The sequence below is a fragment of the Halorientalis persicus genome (assembly GCF_900110215.1).
Taxonomy (GTDB): domain Archaea; phylum Halobacteriota; class Halobacteria; order Halobacteriales; family Haloarculaceae; genus Halorientalis; species Halorientalis persica.
In genome coordinates, this window is record NZ_FOCX01000006.1 from 170,012 (window position 1) to 187,687 (window position 17,676).

The window sequence follows — 17,676 nt, forward strand, 5'->3', positions numbered from 1 at the left end:
CGAGATTCCAGCACTCCGAGAATCGCCGCCTGTGCTCTCGGCCCGCACGATCGCAGGAGAACGCGACCCTTTACTCCGTTCAGTCACAACGTCTTCCTAATGGACAGACGCCAGTACCTTCAGACCGCGCTCGGGGCGACCGCCGGAACAGCGGCTTTCGCAGGCTGTCTCGGTGGCGGCGGGGACGGCTCGGCCGACCAGTACCCCAACACGAAACTGCCCAAACAGGAGATGGCGTTCGACGCCGAAGACGTCCGGTTCCCGGCGTGGGGCCAGCGGATCCCGTCGGCGACGCTCCCGAGGGCGCTGGGTGACGGTGAGCTGTCGACGCGGGGGTTCGACAAACCGCTCGCGCTGACGTTCATCTTCAGCAACTGCATGACGGCCTGTCCGCTGTTGACGCAGGCGCTCGTCTCGGCCCAGGGCAAGGCCCTCGACGAGGGGTGGGGCGACGCCGTCGCGTTCGCCGAGATCACGTTCGATCCGGCGCGGGACACGGCCGACAGGCTCCGGACCTACGCTGAGGAACGAAACATCGCGCTCGACGCCGGCAACTGGACGTTCCTCCGTCCCGAGACGGAAGCCCGGGCGAAGGAAGTCGTTCAGGAGGGGTTCGGCGTCTACTTCGAGAAGACCGACCCCGGATCGTCCGGGACGGCAACCGGATCGACGGCGACCGACACGGCTACCGGTGGGTCGACGCCGTCGACGGCGACTGAAACCGCGACGGGAACGCCGGCCGCCGAGGGTGACGGGTATATGTTCACCCACCGGTCGCTGATCCTGCTGGTCAACGCCGACGGCTACGTCGAACGGTTCTGGCGGGGCGACGAGGCGACCTCGACGGCGGCCTCGGAGCTCCCGGACGCGATGAACCGCCTCAGAAAGGCCTGAGATCCGTCTTTGTCGCCGACGGCCGAAACTACCGGGCGTACAGCGAGTAGACGATGACGCCGAAGCCAAGTGCCGTGAGGCCACTCTCGGCGATGATGGCGTACTCCCGGGGGAGCGACAGGCCGAGGTCGAACACGCCGGCCAGGATGCTCCCGAGGGTCACGACCGCGAATCCGAACGCGAGCAACCCGAGTGGTTTCGCGCCGGTCCGCCGGAAGGCCTTGTACGAGAAGAACGTGATCATCGCACCCAGCACGAGCGTGACTGTCTTGAGCGCGGTGATGACCGTCGGCAGGTGGACGAGGGGATGGAGTTCGATCACGTTTCTTTACGCACCTCCGACCAGAGATCCCGCAGTCGTTCGTCCGCGGTCCGTGGGACCCGGCTGATTCCGACCTCGAACGTCCGGTCGCCGTCGTCGAGGCCCACGACGACCTCTTCGAAGTCCACCTCGTACTTGCTGGCGTGTTGTCCGTCGGGGCGAATCTCCATGCTCTCCCGGAGCAGGGACGCCTCGGTCAGCAGATCGAGCTTTCGGTAGGTGGTCGAGAGGGGGACATCACAGACCTCCGAGATCTCTTCAGCTGTCATGGGTTCGTCGAGGTTCCGGACGATGGCTCGACACTTCGGGTCGTCCAGCGCGTCGAGCACGTCCTGTAGATCCGGTTGGTCCTCGTCCGCGAACGGGTCTCGGACCATGTGTCCACAACTGGCGGGCCGACGCTTATAATCGCTCCGACACACGACCGCCGATAGCGGCCGTGCCTCCGGGTTTGGTCCTCGTTTCAGTGAATATGTTCGACCCAGTTATAGTTCTCCCCGTCGTGTCAATGGTCGATGCTGCTCGTCGTCCGTTCCGGGAGTGATGACGGACGCGTGACTGACGGACCGGTTCGCTTTTGACAGGCCCGGGTCAATGATGGGACGTGCTCGCCGCCGAGTTGCACTCTCACTCGTCGCTGTCTCACGACGGCCGTGATCCGGTCGATCTGCTTCTGGGGCAGGCCCAGGCCGTCGGACTGGACGCGCTGGCCGTCACCGATCACGACGAGATCAAGGCCAGTCTGGCGGCCGTCGAGAAAGCCGAGGAGTACGGGCTCGTCGGCATCCCCGGGATGGAAGTCTCGACGGCCGCTGGCCACGTCCTCGCGCTGGGAGTGCGCGAGGCGGTCCCGCCCGGACTCTCCTTCGGCGAGACGCTGGACCGCATCCGCAGGCTCGGCGGCATCGCCGTCGTTCCACACCCGTTTCAGGAGTCCCGCAGCGGCGTCCTCGCGAACATTTCTCGGGAGACGCTGACGGCCGCCGACGCCATCGAGGTGTACAACTCCCGCCTGCTGACGGGGCGGTCGAACCGCCAGGCCGAACGGTTCGCCCGTCGCAACGGGATGCCGATGACCGCCGGGAGCGACGCCCACATCAGCGAGATGGTCGGTCAGGCCGTCACCCGCATCGACGCGGCCGAACGCTCCGTCGACGCGATTCTGGAGGCCATCCGCGAAGGTCACACCACCGTCGAGGGCAAGCGCACGCCCTGGCGGATCAGCTTCCGGCAGGCCGCCGGGGGCGTCAAGCGCCGCGTCGCGCGCCGACTCTCCGACCTGCGATGATCGACGGTGCCGACCCGGCGACCGTTCGCGCCGCGCTCGACTCCGGTGACCCCCTCCCCGGGACTCGGGGGTTCGCCGGGCGACTCGACACCGAAGACGGATCGGCCCTGCTGGTTCGGGACGTTCTCGGCCGGTATCCCTGCTTTTCCGAGGCCGACGATCCGACGGCGTGGAGCGTCGACCCGACCGACCTCTCCGATCCCGACCCCGTTCCGGCGGGCCACGTCCGAACCCCCGACGGCGACGAGCAGGTCTGGCCGCTCCCGGACCCGCCCGCGACCGACGACGACGCGGTGGCGATCACGGCAGTGCGGGCGGCGGTCGAGGCGAGTACCGCCGCCGTCGAAACCGACGGTCTCGCGGTCGCGTTCTCCGGGGGCGTCGACTCGGCGGTCCTGGCCGCGAGACTCGACGCGCCGCTGTACGTCGCGGGCTTTCCCGACAGCCACGACGTGGAAGCCGCCCGCTCGGCCGCCGCGGCGATGGATCGGGATTGCACCGTAGTCGAACTCACCCACGACGACCTCGAACGCGCGGTGCCGGAACTGGCTCACGCCATCGGTCGGACCAACGCGATGGACGTACAGATCGCGCTCCCCCTCTATCTCGTGGCCGAACGGGTCGCCGCCGACGGCTTCGACCGGCTCGCGGTCGGACAGGGAGCCGACGAACTGTTCGGCGGCTACGCCAAGGTTGCGAAAGCCCCCGACGACCCGCGCGTCGACGCCGACACGGTCCGGGGGGCGCGCCGCGAGGTCGTGACCACCCTGCCCGACCAGCTAGAGCGGGACGTGCTCGCACTGCGGGCCGCGGGGGTCGAACCCGTCGCGCCACTCCTCTCCGACCGGGTGATCGAAGCGGCGCTCCCGCTTCCCGGGCACTTGTTAGTGGCCGACCCCGCCCCGGGCGAGGACCGTGGTGACGCCGAGCGGAAGGTCGCGCTCCGCCGGGCGGCCGCGTCGTGGCTCCCCGACGAGGTTTCCGCGCGGGACAAGAAGGCCGTCCAGTACGGCAGTCTGGTCGCCAGAGAACTCGATCGGCTGGCCCGGCAGGCCGGCTTCAAGCGCCGGATGGACGATCACGTCACGAAGTACGTCCGGTCGCTGGTGGACTAGTCGCCGCCGCGCCACTGCCGGAGGCCAGCCACGCCGAGCATCGCCAGCGCGGTCCCGACGGCGGTAAAGCCCGCGCCGGTGCCGGTGCTGGTGGCGGCGTCAGCCGGTGTCGCCGTTCGTTCCTCGTCCCCTCGGGCGCTCGCGCCGGTGACGACCTGCAGCCGGTGGGGATCCCGCGTCCGGTTTTCCGGGACGTACAGCGTCCCGTCCGTGAGCAACGGAGCGATGTGCACGTCGGCGGGGGTCTGTCCGGTATCCTGCCAGCGGCCGAGTTCGGTCGTCCAGCGGGGTTCCCCGGTGGCTGGATCGAAGCCGTGGACAGCTCTGGTCCGCTCGGGGTCGCCGTCCTCGTCGAATCCGCCGACGGCACCCAGGTTGGCGGCGTAGACGAGGCCGGCCGCCGAGGAGCCGTCGTCGCCACTCCCGACCGTCGGTGGGCCCACGGTCCCCCGGGTCCGGGTCCGCCACTGCCGGTCACCGGACTCCGCCGCGAACGCGTAGAGGTGGTAGTCGTGACAGCCGGCGTAGACACGTCCGTTCGCGACGGCGAGCCCCGTCACCGCACTCCCGAGGCGGGCGGTCCACACGGCGTCGCCACTCGCCGCGTCGCGGGCGTGGACGGCGTGGGACTCACTGCCGACGAAGACCCGGCCGTCCGCGACGACCGGTGCAGTCGGCGGGTACGACGCCCGCTCGAACCGCCACTGACGCGCACCGCTCTCGATGTCGTAGGCCCGCAGACGCAATCGTGGGTCCCGGCCGTTCGTCCCGAAGTTCGCGCTGGCGCTGACGTAGAGCCGGCCGTCGCGGACGGCGACGCCCGACACAGTGTCTTCGGTCCGTTTCCACCACCGCTGGTCGCCGGTCGCCGGGTCGAGGACGCCGTTGCCGCCGGTCGCACCGACCACCAGTCGGCCGTCGGCCAGCGAGAGGGCGCTGATCGGCCCGTTAGGTATCTGTCGCTGCCATCGCAGACCACCCCTCTCCGCGTCGAAACACACGACCTGCGCCCGGAGCGTGTTCGTCTCGCTGCGCTCGCGGGTCCAGCGGGGATTCCGTGCAGCATAGAGCCGGCCGTCCCTGTACGCCAGGGGCCACTCGGCCGTGTGCTCCCACCGGCGTTGCCCCGTCGTCGCATCGACGGCCATCACCTTCTCGGGGCGGCTGACGAACAGCATCCCGTCGCCAGACACTATCCCCAGGATCGGCTCGGTGACTTCGAGCCGTCCGCTCGCCTGAACGCTCTCGCTCGGGCCGCCGGCGGGGAGGTAACGGGTGTTCGCCGCGTCGAAGCCCGCTTCCGGCCAGGCGATTCCTGACGCGGCCGGCCACTCGCCCTCAGCCGTCGGGCGGGGTGTCGGCGTTGGCGTCGCCGTGACCGCTCGCCGCGGATAGTCGGTACCGACCACGATTGCCCCTTTCATTCCCAGTCCCTTGTGTGGCAGACACTGGTACGGGTAGATGCCGTCCTCTTCGAAGGTGTGTTCGTAGTGGACGCCCGGTTCCTGGAACGGTTCCGAGTTGAGCGGCCGTCTGTTCGTCGAGGTGACCGTGTGCGAGCCGTGGTCGCCGGTCCACTCCCAGCGGACGGTCGCGCCGGTGTCGACGTGGACCGCGGCGGGATCGAACCCGAAGTCGTCCTCGCCGGCGGCGACCCGGACCGTCACGTCCGCCTGCCCGCGGCGGTCGACGACTGTCCCGTCGTAGTTGTTCGCGCCGTCGAGCCAGCCGCCGAAATCGGGCGGCGCGCCCTGTCCGCCGCCGCCCCCGCCGCCTTCCTGTCCGCTACTACCGACCGACAGCGCCGTCCACCCGAGGACGGACGCCGCGGCCCCGAGTGTGGCACGTCTGGTGAACGAGTCCGACACGGCCGACTCCTGCTAGCGATAGAACAAAAGAATCCGGGTTCTGTCCGGCGGTGAGGTGCCGGTTACTGCGAGACCGTATCTTCGGCTTCCAGCAGTTCGTGGTAGCGGTTACGGATGGTGACCTCGGAGATGGATGCGACTTCGGAGACTTCCGACTGGGTGACCTTCTCGTTGGCCAGCAGCGAGGCGGCGTAGACGGCGGCCGCGGCGAGGCCGACCGGAGACTTCCCGGAGTGGACGCCTTTCTCCTTGGCGGAACTCAACAGCTCCCGCGCCCGGCGCTCGACCTCCTCCGAGAGGTCCAGATCGGAGGCAAAGCGGGGGACGTAGCTCTCGGGGTCTGCGGGCTGGATTTCGAGACTCAGCTCCCGGACGACGTAGCGATAGGTCCGGGCGATCTCGTCCTTGTCGACTCGCGAGACCGAGTCGATCTCGTCGAGACTGCGCGGCGTGCCGGCCTGGCGGGCGGCAGCGTACAGCGAGGCCGTTGCGACGCCTTCGATGGAGCGTCCCGGCAGGAGGTCCTCATCGAGCGCGCGGCGGTAGATGACGCTGGCGGTCTCCCGGACGTTCTCGGGGAGACCCAGTGCCGAAGCCATGCGGTCGATCTCGCCCAGCGCCTGCTTGAGGTTGCGCTCCTTGGAGTCCCGTGTCCGGAATCGCTCGTTCCAGGTGCGCAGTCGCTGCATCTTCTCGCGCTGGCGCGAGGATAGGGAGTTGCCGTAGGCGTCCTTGTCCTGCCAGCCGATGTTGGTCGAGAGCCCCTTGTCGTGCATCATGTTCGTGGTCGGGGCACCGACCCTGCTCTTCTCGTCTTTCTCCTTGGCGTCGAAGGCGCGCCACTCCGGTCCGGGGTCGACTTCGTCTTCGGAGACGACCAGTCCGCAGTCCTCACAGACCGTCTCGCCGCGCTCGGAGTCGGTCGCCAGCGAGCCGCCACACTCCGGACAGGCGACCTGCTCTTCGTTCTCCCGTTCGTCCGATTCCGTCGTCTCTTCGCGCGTGCGCTCGCGCTCGCCCGTATACTCTCTGATGGTGGTGTCGGTCATTGGTTGAATCGGCGGGCGCTGGTGCCCGGAAAACTCTCTGATGCGTTATTATGTTGTGGGTCCGGCGACTTAAAACTTCCGGCATTTTGAGCGGTCGTGCGTGCCGATTTCGGCCGTTGAACGGCCGGTTCGCGCGAGCGCGCCCGCGAAGGCCGGGAACATGGCGCGAAAGCCCGAGTATCGAAACCCTTACCGCCGGTCCGGGCCTCGCCGCGAACATGAGCGATTCGGCCGTCGAACCCGAGGACGTGCGCCACGTCGCCTCGCTGGCCCGCGTCGACCTCGACGACGAGGAGGTCGACCGGTTCGTCGAGCAGTTCGCGGACATCCTCGACTACTTCGAGACGCTGGACGAGGTCCCGGCAGTCGACTCCGAGACGGACCTCGCGAACGTGATGCGGGCCGACGAGGTCCGTGACTCCCTCGATCAGGACGAGGCGCTGGGCAACGCACCCGAGAGTGAAGCGGGCTTTTTCAAGGGGCCGAAGGTCTCGTAATGTCGCACAACGCCTACATCACCGACGAACGGATCGAGGGCGACGATGAGGGCCCGCTGGCCGGACGGACCGTCGCCGTCAAGGACAACATCTCCACGGACGGGGTTCGCACCACCTGCGGGTCGGCGATGCTCGACGACTACGTCCCGCCCTACGACGCGACGGTCGTCCAGCGCCTCAAATCGGCTGGCGCGACGATTACCGGCAAGACCAACATGGACGAGTTCGGGATGGGGACGACGACCGAAACCTCCGCGTTCGGCCCGACCGAGAACCCAGCCGCCCCGGGTCACGTTCCCGGCGGCTCCTCCGGTGGCTCCGCGGCGGCCGTCGCAGCGGGTGAGGCCGACTTCGCGCTCGGCACCGACACCGGCGGCTCCGTGCGCTGTCCCGCCGCGTTCTGTGGCGTCGTCGGTATCAAGCCCACGTACGGCCTGGTCTCCCGGTACGGCCTGATCGCCTACGCCAACTCGCTGGAACAGATCGGCCCTATCGCACCGAGCGTCGAAGAGGCCGCCGAACTGCTGGAAGTCATCGCCGGGCCCGACGAGCACGACGCGACGACCCGAGATCCCGCGGCAGAGGGTGCGGACACCGACTACGCCGCCGCCGCGGACGGCGACGTGGCGGGGATGGAGATCGGGATTCCGACGGAACTGGTCGAGGGTGCCGACGAGCAGGTCGTCGAGACCTTCTGGGACGCCATCGACGACCTCGAAGCCCAGGGGGCCAGCTACCACGAGGTCGACCTCCCGTCGGTCGAACACGCCGTCGAGGCCTACTACGTCATCGCCATGTCGGAAGCGTCCTCGAACCTCGCGCGGTTCGACGGCGTCCGGTACGGGCCGAGTCCGGACTACGAGGGCAACTGGAACGAGGAGTTCGCAGGGGTTCGCGAGGAGGGATTCGGCGAGGAGGTCAAGCGCCGCATTCTGCTGGGTACCTACGCCCTCTCGGCGGGCTACCACGACAAGTACTACAAGAAGGCCCAGGACGCTCGCGCCTGGGTGAAACAGGACTTCGACGAGGCCCTCTCGGAGGCGGACGTGCTGGCCTCGCCGACGATGCCCGTCCCGCCCATGGAGATGGGTGAGAGTCTCGACGATCCGCTCACGATGTACCTCGCCGACGCGAACACGACGCCGGTCAACCTGGCGAACCTGCCCGCTATCTCGGTCCCGGCGGGCGAGACCGACGACGGGCTCCCCGTCGGAATGCAACTGGTTGGACCGGCCTTCGGCGAGACCGAGATGATTCGGGCTGGGAGCGCACTGGCGTAGGCGACACTCCGACAGATCGTTTTCGCGTGGTTCGGGGCCCGATCAGACGATCAATTCGGCGTCGTCGAGGTGTTCCGAACGGATACGTTCGACTTCCGGGCCTTCCGGGACCAACCCGGGGGTCGTCGCGGGCTCTTCGAAGCGGTCCGGATTCGGCGTGACGGAGTCGAGGACCTCCGAGAACACGGGGCCGTCCCGGCCGGTGATGTGAACGAAGCCACCGGACCGTCGGTCTCGGGGCCGCGACGCCGCCGGGTCAGGGAACGCCGCCCGGATCAGGTTCGTCCGTTCGTGGATGTACTCCGCCGCCTTTCGCTGTGAGTACTGGCACTCCGCGTGGTAGCGGTCGCGGTATCGGGAATCGAGATCCGTGTCGTCGTGTTTCGGTGACTCGTAGCGGATCGCGTCGTCGGCCACGTCGCCGTCGAAGAAACTGAAGTTCACCGTGAAGCTGTCGGGGTAGCGGAGGACGGTCAGCACGCAGATGTCGTCGTCGACGGTGAATCGTTCCTGCAATCGACAGTAACACTCCTGGTAGTAGACGGCGAGTGCGCCGACCCAGTCGTCACGCTCCCCGCGAAGATACTCGTCCGCGACGGCGTGGTACTCCTCGCCCGCGATCTGCTGGAGTCGGTGCTTGAATCCCTGACTCATCTCGTCGAGTTCGTACTCGTAGGCGTCGGTGAGCGGCACGTCCGGGTCGGCGAGTAACTCGGCTTTCCGGTCACCCGCATCCGCGATGCGGTGCATATTCTCGTGGAGTGTTCGCTCGGCGGCTTCGTCGGGCAACGGCACCCGAACGGCTTGCCGTGTGAGAATGTCTGTCCCGCGCCCCAGCCGCTGTCGCCAGTCGTCCATGTCCTGTCCCGCACTTTCGCGGTCTGGCTCAAAACTGTCGCGACTGACTCACGGTTCGAGCCGAACGGGACGCCAGATCCTGTCCCGACCGGTCACTCCGCTGCCGGCCGCTCCTGCTCGTCCGTCGTCGTCGCTTGCTGGTCGAGGTAGGTCACTACACCGGAGAAGTTCATCCGGAGTTCGCCGTACTCCAGGTCGTCGCTCCAGCTCTCGGGCACGCCGTTCGCGTCGAGCAGGTCTTTGAACGCCGCGCGGTCGTCGTCCTGCTGGCGACGAGTCTGTGCGACGCGGGCGACCCAGGCCTTCAGCACGTCGGCGTAGGTGTCGAGCGCGCCGTCGGCCGGCCGCGGGCCGAAGTGGCTGTACAGGAGCGTCTCGGCGTCGATGTCGCGGAGCAGTTCGATGTCGTCGAGACACTGGTCCAGATCGAACGTCGGCGGCGGCGTCGCGACCCGGGCGGTGTCGAACTGCTCGTAGAAACAGCCCAGCACGTCGGCGGTGAACACCGCGTCGTCGGCCGGATCGTGGTAGACCACCTGGTGGGTCGCGTGGCCCGGCGCGTGATGCACGACGAGTTCGTGGTCGCCCAGATCGACCACGTCGCCGTCGGTCACCTCGCGAATCCGACCCTCGGGCACGGGCTCCGGTTCCGCGTAGAACTGCCAGCCCGACTCCCCGACGACCTGTTTCGTCCCCGCCACGAGTGTCGAGGGATCGACGAGGTGGGGCGCGCCCCGTTCGTGGACGATCAGGTCGGCGTTCGGGCACGCCGCGACGAGTTCCCCCGCCCCACCCGCGTGATCGAGGTGGACGTGTGTGAGCGCGAGGACTTCGATCTCCTCGCGCCCGATGCCCAGTTCGTCCAGCGCGGCCAACACGCGGTCGGTGTGTTTGCCGATCCCCGACTCGACGATCGTCGGCACCTCGCCGTCCAGCAGATACACCGAGGTGTGCCCCGGCACTTCGTACACGCCAGGGTCGACGTAGTATAGATCGGCGCAACTCTCCGTCTCGACACGACGCACGTCACCGATTCCCATGGCGTATGGTAATTTCACCCACTGTATTGAATGTAATGAAGCAAGCAATCCACAGGGCGTCGCTGCCCGGCGGTTTCGATCATCTCAGTGTCACGAATGTGTGTCAGTTACTGGTCCCGCCTTCGATGCGAAGCCGGTGGCCGCGGGCCAGTAGCACGAGTCCCACGAGCGCGCCGAGCGTCGACAGGCCCCAGCCGCCGGGGACGCCGTCGGTTTGTCCGACCCGGGTGACGTAGTAGTAGCGGTCGCCGTCCCCGACGAGTCGGCCGGTTTCGAGTTCGACGGTCGAACGTGCCGTTCCCGACCGGACGGCTCGGGCAACCGGGTCGCGTGTCGACCCGACATCCTCACTGACGCTTTCCAGGACCGTCTCGGCGGTGACGGGTTCGTACGCCAGCGTCGTCGTGTCGTTTCCCTGCTCGACGACGCGTCGATAGTAGCCGCCATCGAGTCGGACGAACGGGTCTCCCGGCCTCGAATCGTACCGGGTGGTGTCGACGCTGACGTTCCCGGTCCGGACGACGTGCTCTTCGAGGGTGCACCGCCAGTCGGGCGAGACCGTGAAAAGGGAACAGTCGATGCCCTCGACGCCGCCGACCAGCAGGAAGATGGTCCGGTCGGTGTCCGCGAACTCGATCCTGTCGGACTCGACGGTGACCTCGTAGGCACGATACTGGTGTCGCGGACCGCCGAGGTCGAGCGCCCCGACGGCGATGGGGTTCAACACCAGCAACAGGCCGACGACGAGATAGAACCCGATTCGCGTTCGTTCGCCGGGGGACCAGCCGCGGGCGACCATACTCGGCCGTGCTCACACCAGGTTGATGACAGTTACTCTTCGTAGCCGAGGTTCATGACCTACTGGGAGAAGGGATCCGGGTGGGGGACACCTCGTAGTCAGCGGGTGCACCGCGTCAGCGACTCGGCATACTCCGACAGTTCATGTCGGGTTCGGAGACGGGGTCTCCCTCGCCCCAGGAGTGTATGTCCCACGTCGTCGGCCCAGTCTCCATACGGCGCAGGTAGCCGGAATCAGCCAGGACGTAGTAGGTGACGGTGTCGGCGTTGGATCCGCCCGTCTGGGAAACCTCGTACACCAGTACCTCCTGGCCGTCGATGGTCTCGGTACCGGTGGGTGTGAGGTCCGGGTTGTTCGTCGCGGTGCGCTCGTGGGTGCCCGGGTTCACCTGTTCTTCGTTCACGCCCTCGCCCTCGCTCATCCCGGTGAAACAATTCCCATCAGAGACCATGTACGTCTGTCCCCCCACGAGGTACCAGTCCATCGTCCGGCCCTGCTGCTGGAATTCCAGATACATATCCCCTTCGTGGAAGCGACCGCTCATCTCCATCGTCTGGCCGTTCGACCTCGTCGTAATGTCCAGCGCATACGACGACGGAAAGGTGATCGTCTCCCCGAGTGCTCGGCTGTCACCGCCGCCGACATTCGAATCGGACTCCGCTGTCTCGGTCCCGTCGGCGTCGTCGTTGTCCGCCGTCTCCGTGCCGCCGTTGTCGCCGTCGTCCTCGTCCGTCGGCGTCCCGTCTGACCCGTCCTCGTCACCGCCGATACATCCCGCGAGTAGTGCGATCGCTCCGCTCGACCCGGTGAGCAGGAACTGCCGACGGCCCATTGTGTTCATATTACTAACAACTGCGCCGTCGTATTAATATGTAGCGCCGCGAACTAATCTACCGCGGGCGCGTCGCTCAGCTACTCCTCGTAGGCGAGGTTCATGACCCACTGGGAGAAGGCGTCGGAGTGGGGATCGACCTCCTCGTCACCGATAAACGGCGAGAGCATATCGCCGGCCATCAACAGGGAAAAGTCCAGGTCGCGGGGCGCGGGGGTGAGATGGTAGGTGTTGTGGCCCTCGTAGATGGTCTCCTCGCGCTGGATGAGACCCTTGTCGGCCAGTGACTCGACGATGCGGCTCCCCTTGCGGGAGGAGACGTCGAGTTCCTTCCAGAATTCGCTCTGGTGGATGCCACCGGTCTCCCGGACGAGTTCGAGGCCGCCGCGCTCGTCCTCGGTGAGTTCGGATTCGGGCGTAACCATATCCCTCTCTGGGACCGTCTGTGGTTTAAATTTGGCTTTCGACCGGCCGGTACTCGGTTTCACAGGGTGGGCCGTCGGCGAATCGATAGCGGCTCCCCTCGGGACCGATGGTCAAAAGCGACGAGGAGCGCGTCCCGAACCGATCACGGTGGATACAGACGCCGTACTCGTGGTCGCTGATCACGTCGGCCGCGCGCTCGATCCACGCGCCGGCCTGCTCGCCGGGTTCGGGCTGGAGTTCGGTCCGGACTGCCGCGGCGTTCTCGCCCTGCTTTCGGCCGTCCTCGGGTCGCTCCTCGGGGATGTGCCAGTCGCCGTCCGCGCCGACGTTGACGACGACGTGGACGCCGGGCTGGAAGTTTCGAACGGCGAGCTGGCCGTCCCACTCCAGCAGGAGGGCGGCGTTCTCGTCGGCGACGACGAGGTTGAAGCCGTCGAACTCGTGGTCGCGGACCGCACTCTCGACGAAGCGGGCGGCGTCCTCCGCGCTCTCTTTCCGCAGGGCGTCCCGCGTGAGCAGACCGCGGGAGCGGTCGCCCGCGAGCTCGGCGTCAGTCCAGCGGTTCGTGATGCCGACGAACAGGCCGTGTTCGTTGTGCCCGATCCAGGTGCCACCGGCCTCACTGTCACGCGGCGCGATCACCGCGGGCTCGTCGTCGATCCGCTGTGGTGGCTCCGAGGGGCGGTCGACCATCTCGTCACGATTCGCCGCGACGGCGACGGGCGTGTCGGCGAACACCTGCCAGGCGAGAGCGAGTGTACACACGGCCTCGGGTAGTGGCTCCGGCCGCTTAAGCAGTCGGTGAGCGGGCGCTACCCCTCTCACACCTGCCGGTCGCGCAGGCGCTTCCGCACGGCTCCGCGGTCGACCGTTCCCGACGCCGTCCGCGGGAGTTCGTCGGCGAACGCGACCGTCCGGGGGAGTTTGAACCCAGCAAGTCGCCCCCGGCAGTGGCCCTCGATCTCCTCGGCGGTGGGATCTCCGCCATCTGCCGGGACCACGAGCGCCGCGACCCGTTCACCCCACTCCGGGTCGTCCAGTCCCACGACTGCGGCCTCGTGGACCGCCGGATGCTCGCGCAGGACTGCCACGACCTCGCCGGGGTCGACGTTCTCCCCGCCGGTGACGATCCGGTCGTCCACGCGGTTGTGGACCCACAACCGCCCGTCCTCGTCCCGGGACCCGATGTCGCCGGTGTGCAGGCCCTCCGGGCCGAACGCGTCCTCGGTGACCGCGGGATCGAGATAGCCCGGCGTCACGGTCGGGCCAGAGACGACGATCTCGCCCGTCTCGCCCGTCCCGACGGGATCGCCGTCCTCGTCGACGACCGTGACGGTCGTATTGACGAGCGGTTGCCCGACCGTTCCCTCGTGTCCGGCCGCCTGCTCGGGCGTTGCCGTAGCGATCTGTGACGCCGTCTCGGTCATGCCGTAGGTCGGACAGGCCGGCACGTCCCGCTCGCGCGCCCGAGCGAGCAAGTCGTCGCTGGCGGGCGCACCGCCGAGCAGGACGAACCGCAACTGCTCGGACGGTTCCCAGCCCACATCCAGCAGGCGGGCGAGCATGGTCGGGACGAGCGAGACTCCGGTGATTCCGGACTCGTCGAGGATCCGTGCCGTCTCCGCGGCGTCGAACTCGCGCTGGATCACGACCGTCGCGCCGTACAGCGCCGACCGGACGACCGGCGCGAGCCCGCCCATGTGGTAGGTCGGGAGGCAACAGAGCCACCGATCCGACCGAGTGACACCCAGCCGGAAGGCCGAGGCCGTCGCGCTCGCCACCAGGTTCCCGACGGTCAGCCGGACGCCCTTTGGCTGGCCCGTGGTTCCGGAAGTGAACAGCACCAGCTGTTCGGTCTCGGGGGTCAGCGTCGCCGGTTCGAACGGGGCACCGTCGATATCGTCGAGCGTCTGGACACCGGCCGCCGCCGCGTCGTCGACGGATGCAATCGGGCCGTCGAACACCTCGGTGGCCGTCGCTTCCGTCTCGCGCTCACAGAGCAGTGCGTCCGGTTCGGTCCGCTCGACCTGCTCGCGCACCTCGGCGGGCGTCAGTCGGACGTTCAGCGGGACGACCGAGACACCCAGTCGCATGGCCGCGAAGAACAGCTCGGCGAACGCTGGCCGGGTGTCGAGCAGGACGGCGATCCGGTCGGGGTCGTCGTCGGTCAGCTGGTTCAGCGCCGCCGCCCGCCGCCCGACCGCCGCGTCGTACTCCCGATAGGTGATCGACTCGTCGCGGTCGGCGTCGATCAGGGCAGTGCGGTCGGGCGTCGCGGCGGCGCGGGCGGCGACGAGGTCCTGGGTCGGCCAGTCCATCACTCGTCACCGAGGTCGACGCCCAGGCCCTTGTCCTGTGGGACTTCGATCCGGCCGTCGGCGACCGGCGCGGGGTCGGGGCCGAGGTCGTCGGCCAGCCAGTCTGCCGTCGCCAGGCCACAGGCCGGAATCTCCGGGATCGCCGCGGCGACGTGGACGGCCGCGGTCCGCGCGACGACGCCGTCGACCGTCGTGGAGAGGACTGGCGTCACGCCGGCCTGTCTGGCCTGTCGCGCGACGTTTCTGGCCCTGTCGGGGCCGCCAAGGGCCATCGGCTTGAGGACGAGGTAGTCCGCGGCCTCGGCGGCCAGCAGATCGGTGACGGGGCGCTCGGCCAGCGACTCGTCGAGGGCGATAGGGACCTCGTTGCCGCCGTTCCGGAGGCCGGCGTGGGCCGCCACCTCCTCGGCGGGCATGGGTTGCTCGACGTACTCCAGATCCAGTGGTTCGACCGCTTCCAGGGCCTGCTCGGCCTGCTCGCGGTCCCACGCGCCGTTGGCGTCGGCCCGGAGCGCCACCTCGTCGCCGACCACCTCCCTGACTCGCCGGAGGCGGTCGGTGTCTTCCGCGACGCTCCGTGCGCCGACCTTGATCTTTACGCACTCGAAGCCGTTCTCGACGGCCTCGGTCACTCTTCGGGCGGTCGTTTCGGCGTCGGCATCGCCGACGGTCGCGTTCACCGGGACCCGGCGGACGAGTCGCTCGTTGCCGAGATAGCGATAGAGGGGCGTGTTGTTCAGCTTCGCCCGCGCGTCGGCCAGCGCCAGCGCGAGCGCGTGTCGGGCCGCCGGCGCGGAGGTCTCGCCGAGCGCGACCCCCCAGTCCTCGTCGCGAGCGAGTTCTGGCGCGTACTTCAGGGCCTCTCGGCAGGCGTCCAGGGATTCCGTCCAGCCCGGGAGCGGCGCGGCCTCACCCAGCCCAACCTGATCGGCGTACTCGATCCGTACGAGGAAGCCCTCGCGCTCCTCGATCTCGCCGCGGGCGGTCGAGAGCGGGCGTGCCAGGTCCAGGTGGTAGGGTTCGATGTCGATCATGTGAGTGCCAGCCCGGCCGCGAACAGCGCCGAGTGGGCCGCCAGCAGTTTCCCGGTGCGTTCGAGCGCCGGGTTGAGTGCCGCGCCGTCGGTCCGGTCCATGACCGTCGCGCCGACCCTGGCGGCGAGTGGCAGCGTCACCAGCGGTGCGAGTGCAGGGAGGCCGAACGCCGGGTCCAGTGCGAACAGGACGGGAACCACGTAGGCCATGCCGACCATCGCCAGCCACTCGATCCGGCTGAAGGTGTAGCCGAACATCACCGCGAGCGTCCGCTTGCCCGCGTCGGCGTCTTCCTCCCTGTCGCGGACGTTGTTCGCGATGAGAATCGCGGTCGAGAGGCCGGCCACCGGGAGGCTGGCGGCCAGTGCGGCCGCGGTCACGGTCCCCTCGGGGATCCCCGTCGCGAGCGGCTGGACCGTCGGGAGCGAGACGGCCGCCTGCACGTAGTAGGTCCCGACCACGGCGATCACGCCGAAATAGAGGAACACGAACAGGTCGCCCAGGCCCCGGTAGCCGTAGGGGTAGGGGCCGCCGGTGTAGGCGATCCCGGCGGCGATGCTGGAGAGCCCGACCACGAGGATCGGGAGGCCGCCGACGTAGACGAGATAGAGGCCGACGACGACCGCCAGCGCGTAGGTGGCGGCCATCGCCTGCTTGACGCGGGCGGGTTCGATCAACCCCCCAGCGGTCACGCGGGTGAACCCCTCGCGGTCGGCCGAGTCCGTCCCCTTGACGGCGTCGTAGTAGTCGTTGGCGAAGTTGGTCCCCACCTGCAGGAGGAGCGCCCCAAGCAGTGCGGCTATCGCCGCGGCCGGCGCGAACACCCCGTCGTGGAGCGCCAGCCCCGTCCCGACGACGACAGGGGCGGCCCCCGCGGGCAGGGTCTGGGGCCGTGCAGCCATCAACCACGCCTTCGTGCGCGATACCTCCGCGTCTGCCGTTGCCATTGCCGTACAGTTGGTGGTCCAGCCGTGTGAAGGTTGCCACTGCGGACGTGATCCGTGGCCCGGCGACGGATGGCTAGTAGTGCCAGGGGAAGTCCGAGAAGTCGGGGTCGCGACCCTCCACGAAGGCGTCCCGGCCCTCCTGGGCTTCCTCGGTCATGTAGCCCAGGCGGGTCGCTTCGCCGGCGAAGATCTGCTGGCCGACCAGTCCGTCGTCTGCGAGGTTGAAGGCGTACTTGAGCATCCGGATCGCGGTCGGCGATTTCGTGTTGATCGCCTCGGCCCAGGCCAGCGCGACCTCCTCCAGTTCCTCGTGGGGGACGACCTCGTTGACCATGCCCATGTCTTCGGCCTCGTCGGCGTCGTAGGTCTTCCCGAGGAAAAAGACCTCGCGGGCCTTCTTCTGGCCGATCTGCTGGGCGAGCAGCGCCGACCCGAACCCGGCGTCGAAGGAGGCCACGTCCGGGTCGGTCTGGAGGAACTTCGCGTGTTCCTCACTGGCCAGGGTCATGTCACAGACGACGTGCAGGGAGTGGCCGCCACCGACGGCCCACCCCGGCACCACGCAGATGACTGGTTTGGGCATGAACCGGATCAGTCGCTGGACTTCGAGGATGTGGAGTCGGCCCGTTTTCCCCTCCTCGTCGTACTGGTATCCATCGGGCCCCCGGACGGTCTGGTCGCCGCCGGAGCAGAACGCCCAGCCGTCGTCTTTCGGGGATGGGCCGTTGCCGGTCAGCAGGACACACCCCACGTCGGTCTGGCGCTTGGCGTGGTCGAGCGCGACGTAGAGTTCGTCCACGGTCGGCGGGCGGAAGGCGTTGCGGACCGCGGGGCGGTCGAAGGCGATGCGGACCGCGCCGGTGTCCCGGGCGCGGTGGTACGTGATATCCTCGAAATCGAACTCGTCGACCGCCTCCCAGCGGTCGTCGTCGAAGAGTGCCGAGACCATACGCGCACTCCGGTCGGTGCCGTCAAATAGCTTCCCGGTCGGTCGCTATCACCCGAGAGAACGTGGCCCGGGATTTATCACTGCGCTCCCGTAACTCAATCTGAACGAACCTCACAGGCGCGTTCGCTCGGTGTCGCCCCGCAACTACCCCACCCACCCA

The 17,676-nt window shown here is 68.2% G+C and carries 19 protein-coding genes; 5 read left to right on the forward strand and 14 right to left on the reverse strand.

Translation table 11 applies throughout. The features are described 5' to 3' along the window. Window positions 1-99: 99 nt before the first annotated feature. Entirely contained in the window at window positions 100-894 is a 795-nt protein-coding gene (locus tag BMX17_RS09045; protein WP_092659185.1) for an SCO family protein, read from the forward strand. 28 nt (window positions 895-922) lie between these two features. Here BMX17_RS09045 and BMX17_RS09050 read toward each other — a convergent pair whose 3' ends face one another. Further along, window positions 923-1,216, reverse strand: a complete 294-nt coding sequence (locus BMX17_RS09050; protein ID WP_244514965.1) for a DUF7521 family protein — start codon at window positions 1,214-1,216, stop codon at window positions 923-925. Beyond that, window positions 1,213-1,593 (reverse strand): winged helix-turn-helix domain-containing protein, encoded by a 381-nt coding sequence (locus tag BMX17_RS09055; protein ID WP_092659187.1) that lies wholly within the window; start codon window positions 1,591-1,593, stop codon window positions 1,213-1,215. The genes BMX17_RS09050 and BMX17_RS09055 overlap by 4 nt, the downstream gene beginning before the upstream one ends. A 227-nt stretch (window positions 1,594-1,820) precedes the next feature. On the opposite strand from BMX17_RS09055, the gene BMX17_RS09060 reads away from it, so the two are divergent. Next, window positions 1,821-2,504: a PHP domain-containing protein gene (locus BMX17_RS09060; protein WP_092659189.1), complete on the forward strand. Its 684-nt coding sequence runs from the start codon at window positions 1,821-1,823 to the stop codon at window positions 2,502-2,504. Beyond that, entirely contained in the window at window positions 2,504-3,619 is a 1,116-nt protein-coding gene (locus BMX17_RS09065) for an asparagine synthase C-terminal domain-containing protein (protein ID WP_394327898.1), read from the forward strand. The genes BMX17_RS09060 and BMX17_RS09065 overlap by 1 nt, the downstream gene beginning before the upstream one ends. On the opposite strand, the gene BMX17_RS09070 is transcribed toward BMX17_RS09065, so the two are convergent. Next, complete coding sequence (locus BMX17_RS09070) at window positions 3,616-5,487, reverse strand: halocyanin domain-containing protein (RefSeq protein ID WP_092659193.1); 1,872 nt, start codon at window positions 5,485-5,487, stop codon at window positions 3,616-3,618. The genes BMX17_RS09065 and BMX17_RS09070 overlap by 4 nt on opposite strands. Window positions 5,488-5,549: 62 nt before the next feature. Further along, a complete protein-coding gene (locus BMX17_RS09075) occupies window positions 5,550-6,536 on the reverse strand; it encodes a transcription initiation factor IIB (protein ID WP_092659195.1) in 987 nt (328 codons plus the stop codon). A 218-nt stretch (window positions 6,537-6,754) separates the two neighbouring features. On the opposite strand from BMX17_RS09075, the gene gatC reads away from it, so the two are divergent. Next, window positions 6,755-7,033, forward strand: a complete 279-nt coding sequence (gene gatC, locus BMX17_RS09080) for an Asp-tRNA(Asn)/Glu-tRNA(Gln) amidotransferase subunit GatC (RefSeq protein ID WP_092659197.1) — start codon at window positions 6,755-6,757, stop codon at window positions 7,031-7,033. Further along, a complete protein-coding gene (gene gatA / locus BMX17_RS09085; RefSeq protein WP_092659199.1) occupies window positions 7,033-8,313 on the forward strand; it encodes an Asp-tRNA(Asn)/Glu-tRNA(Gln) amidotransferase subunit GatA in 1,281 nt (426 codons plus the stop codon). The genes gatC and gatA overlap by 1 nt, the downstream gene beginning before the upstream one ends. Before the next feature lie 42 nt (window positions 8,314-8,355). On the opposite strand, the gene BMX17_RS26915 is transcribed toward gatA, so the two are convergent. The 10 genes from BMX17_RS26915 to BMX17_RS09135 form a co-directional block, all read right to left on the reverse strand. Next, window positions 8,356-9,171: a hypothetical protein gene (locus BMX17_RS26915; protein WP_092659201.1), complete on the reverse strand. Its 816-nt coding sequence runs from the start codon at window positions 9,169-9,171 to the stop codon at window positions 8,356-8,358. Between the two features lie 92 nt (window positions 9,172-9,263). Next, complete coding sequence (locus BMX17_RS09095; protein WP_092659203.1) at window positions 9,264-10,211, reverse strand: MBL fold metallo-hydrolase; 948 nt, start codon at window positions 10,209-10,211, stop codon at window positions 9,264-9,266. Window positions 10,212-10,314: 103 nt separating this feature from the next. Next, window positions 10,315-11,010: a DUF8127 domain-containing protein gene (locus BMX17_RS09100; RefSeq protein ID WP_092659205.1), complete on the reverse strand. Its 696-nt coding sequence runs from the start codon at window positions 11,008-11,010 to the stop codon at window positions 10,315-10,317. Between the two features lie 115 nt (window positions 11,011-11,125). After that, window positions 11,126-11,851, reverse strand: a complete 726-nt coding sequence (locus BMX17_RS26920) for a DUF7537 family lipoprotein (protein WP_244514966.1) — start codon at window positions 11,849-11,851, stop codon at window positions 11,126-11,128. Between the two features lie 71 nt (window positions 11,852-11,922). Next, complete coding sequence (locus BMX17_RS09110) at window positions 11,923-12,267, reverse strand: helix-turn-helix transcriptional regulator (protein WP_077205035.1); 345 nt, start codon at window positions 12,265-12,267, stop codon at window positions 11,923-11,925. 25 nt (window positions 12,268-12,292) lie between these two features. Next, the gene (locus BMX17_RS09115) at window positions 12,293-13,033 is read right to left on the reverse strand and encodes an NRDE family protein (RefSeq protein ID WP_092659207.1); all 741 of its coding nucleotides are present in this window, start codon (window positions 13,031-13,033) and stop codon (window positions 12,293-12,295) included. Between the two features lie 56 nt (window positions 13,034-13,089). Further along, a complete protein-coding gene (gene menE / locus BMX17_RS09120; RefSeq protein WP_092659209.1) occupies window positions 13,090-14,586 on the reverse strand; it encodes an o-succinylbenzoate--CoA ligase in 1,497 nt (498 codons plus the stop codon). Next, window positions 14,586-15,620 carry an o-succinylbenzoate synthase gene (menC, locus tag BMX17_RS09125; protein WP_394327897.1) on the reverse strand — a complete coding sequence of 345 codons (1,035 nt, stop codon included), beginning with the start codon at window positions 15,618-15,620 and terminating at the stop codon, window positions 14,586-14,588. The genes menE and menC overlap by 1 nt, the downstream gene beginning before the upstream one ends. After that, complete coding sequence (locus tag BMX17_RS09130; RefSeq protein ID WP_092659211.1) at window positions 15,617-16,567, reverse strand: 1,4-dihydroxy-2-naphthoate polyprenyltransferase; 951 nt, start codon at window positions 16,565-16,567, stop codon at window positions 15,617-15,619. Before BMX17_RS09130 ends, menC begins: the two co-directional genes overlap by 4 nt. Window positions 16,568-16,640: 73 nt before the next feature. Then, window positions 16,641-17,516, reverse strand: coding sequence for a 1,4-dihydroxy-2-naphthoyl-CoA synthase (locus BMX17_RS09135; protein ID WP_092659213.1), 876 nt, complete (start codon window positions 17,514-17,516; stop codon window positions 16,641-16,643). Window positions 17,517-17,676: the final 160 nt, after the last annotated feature.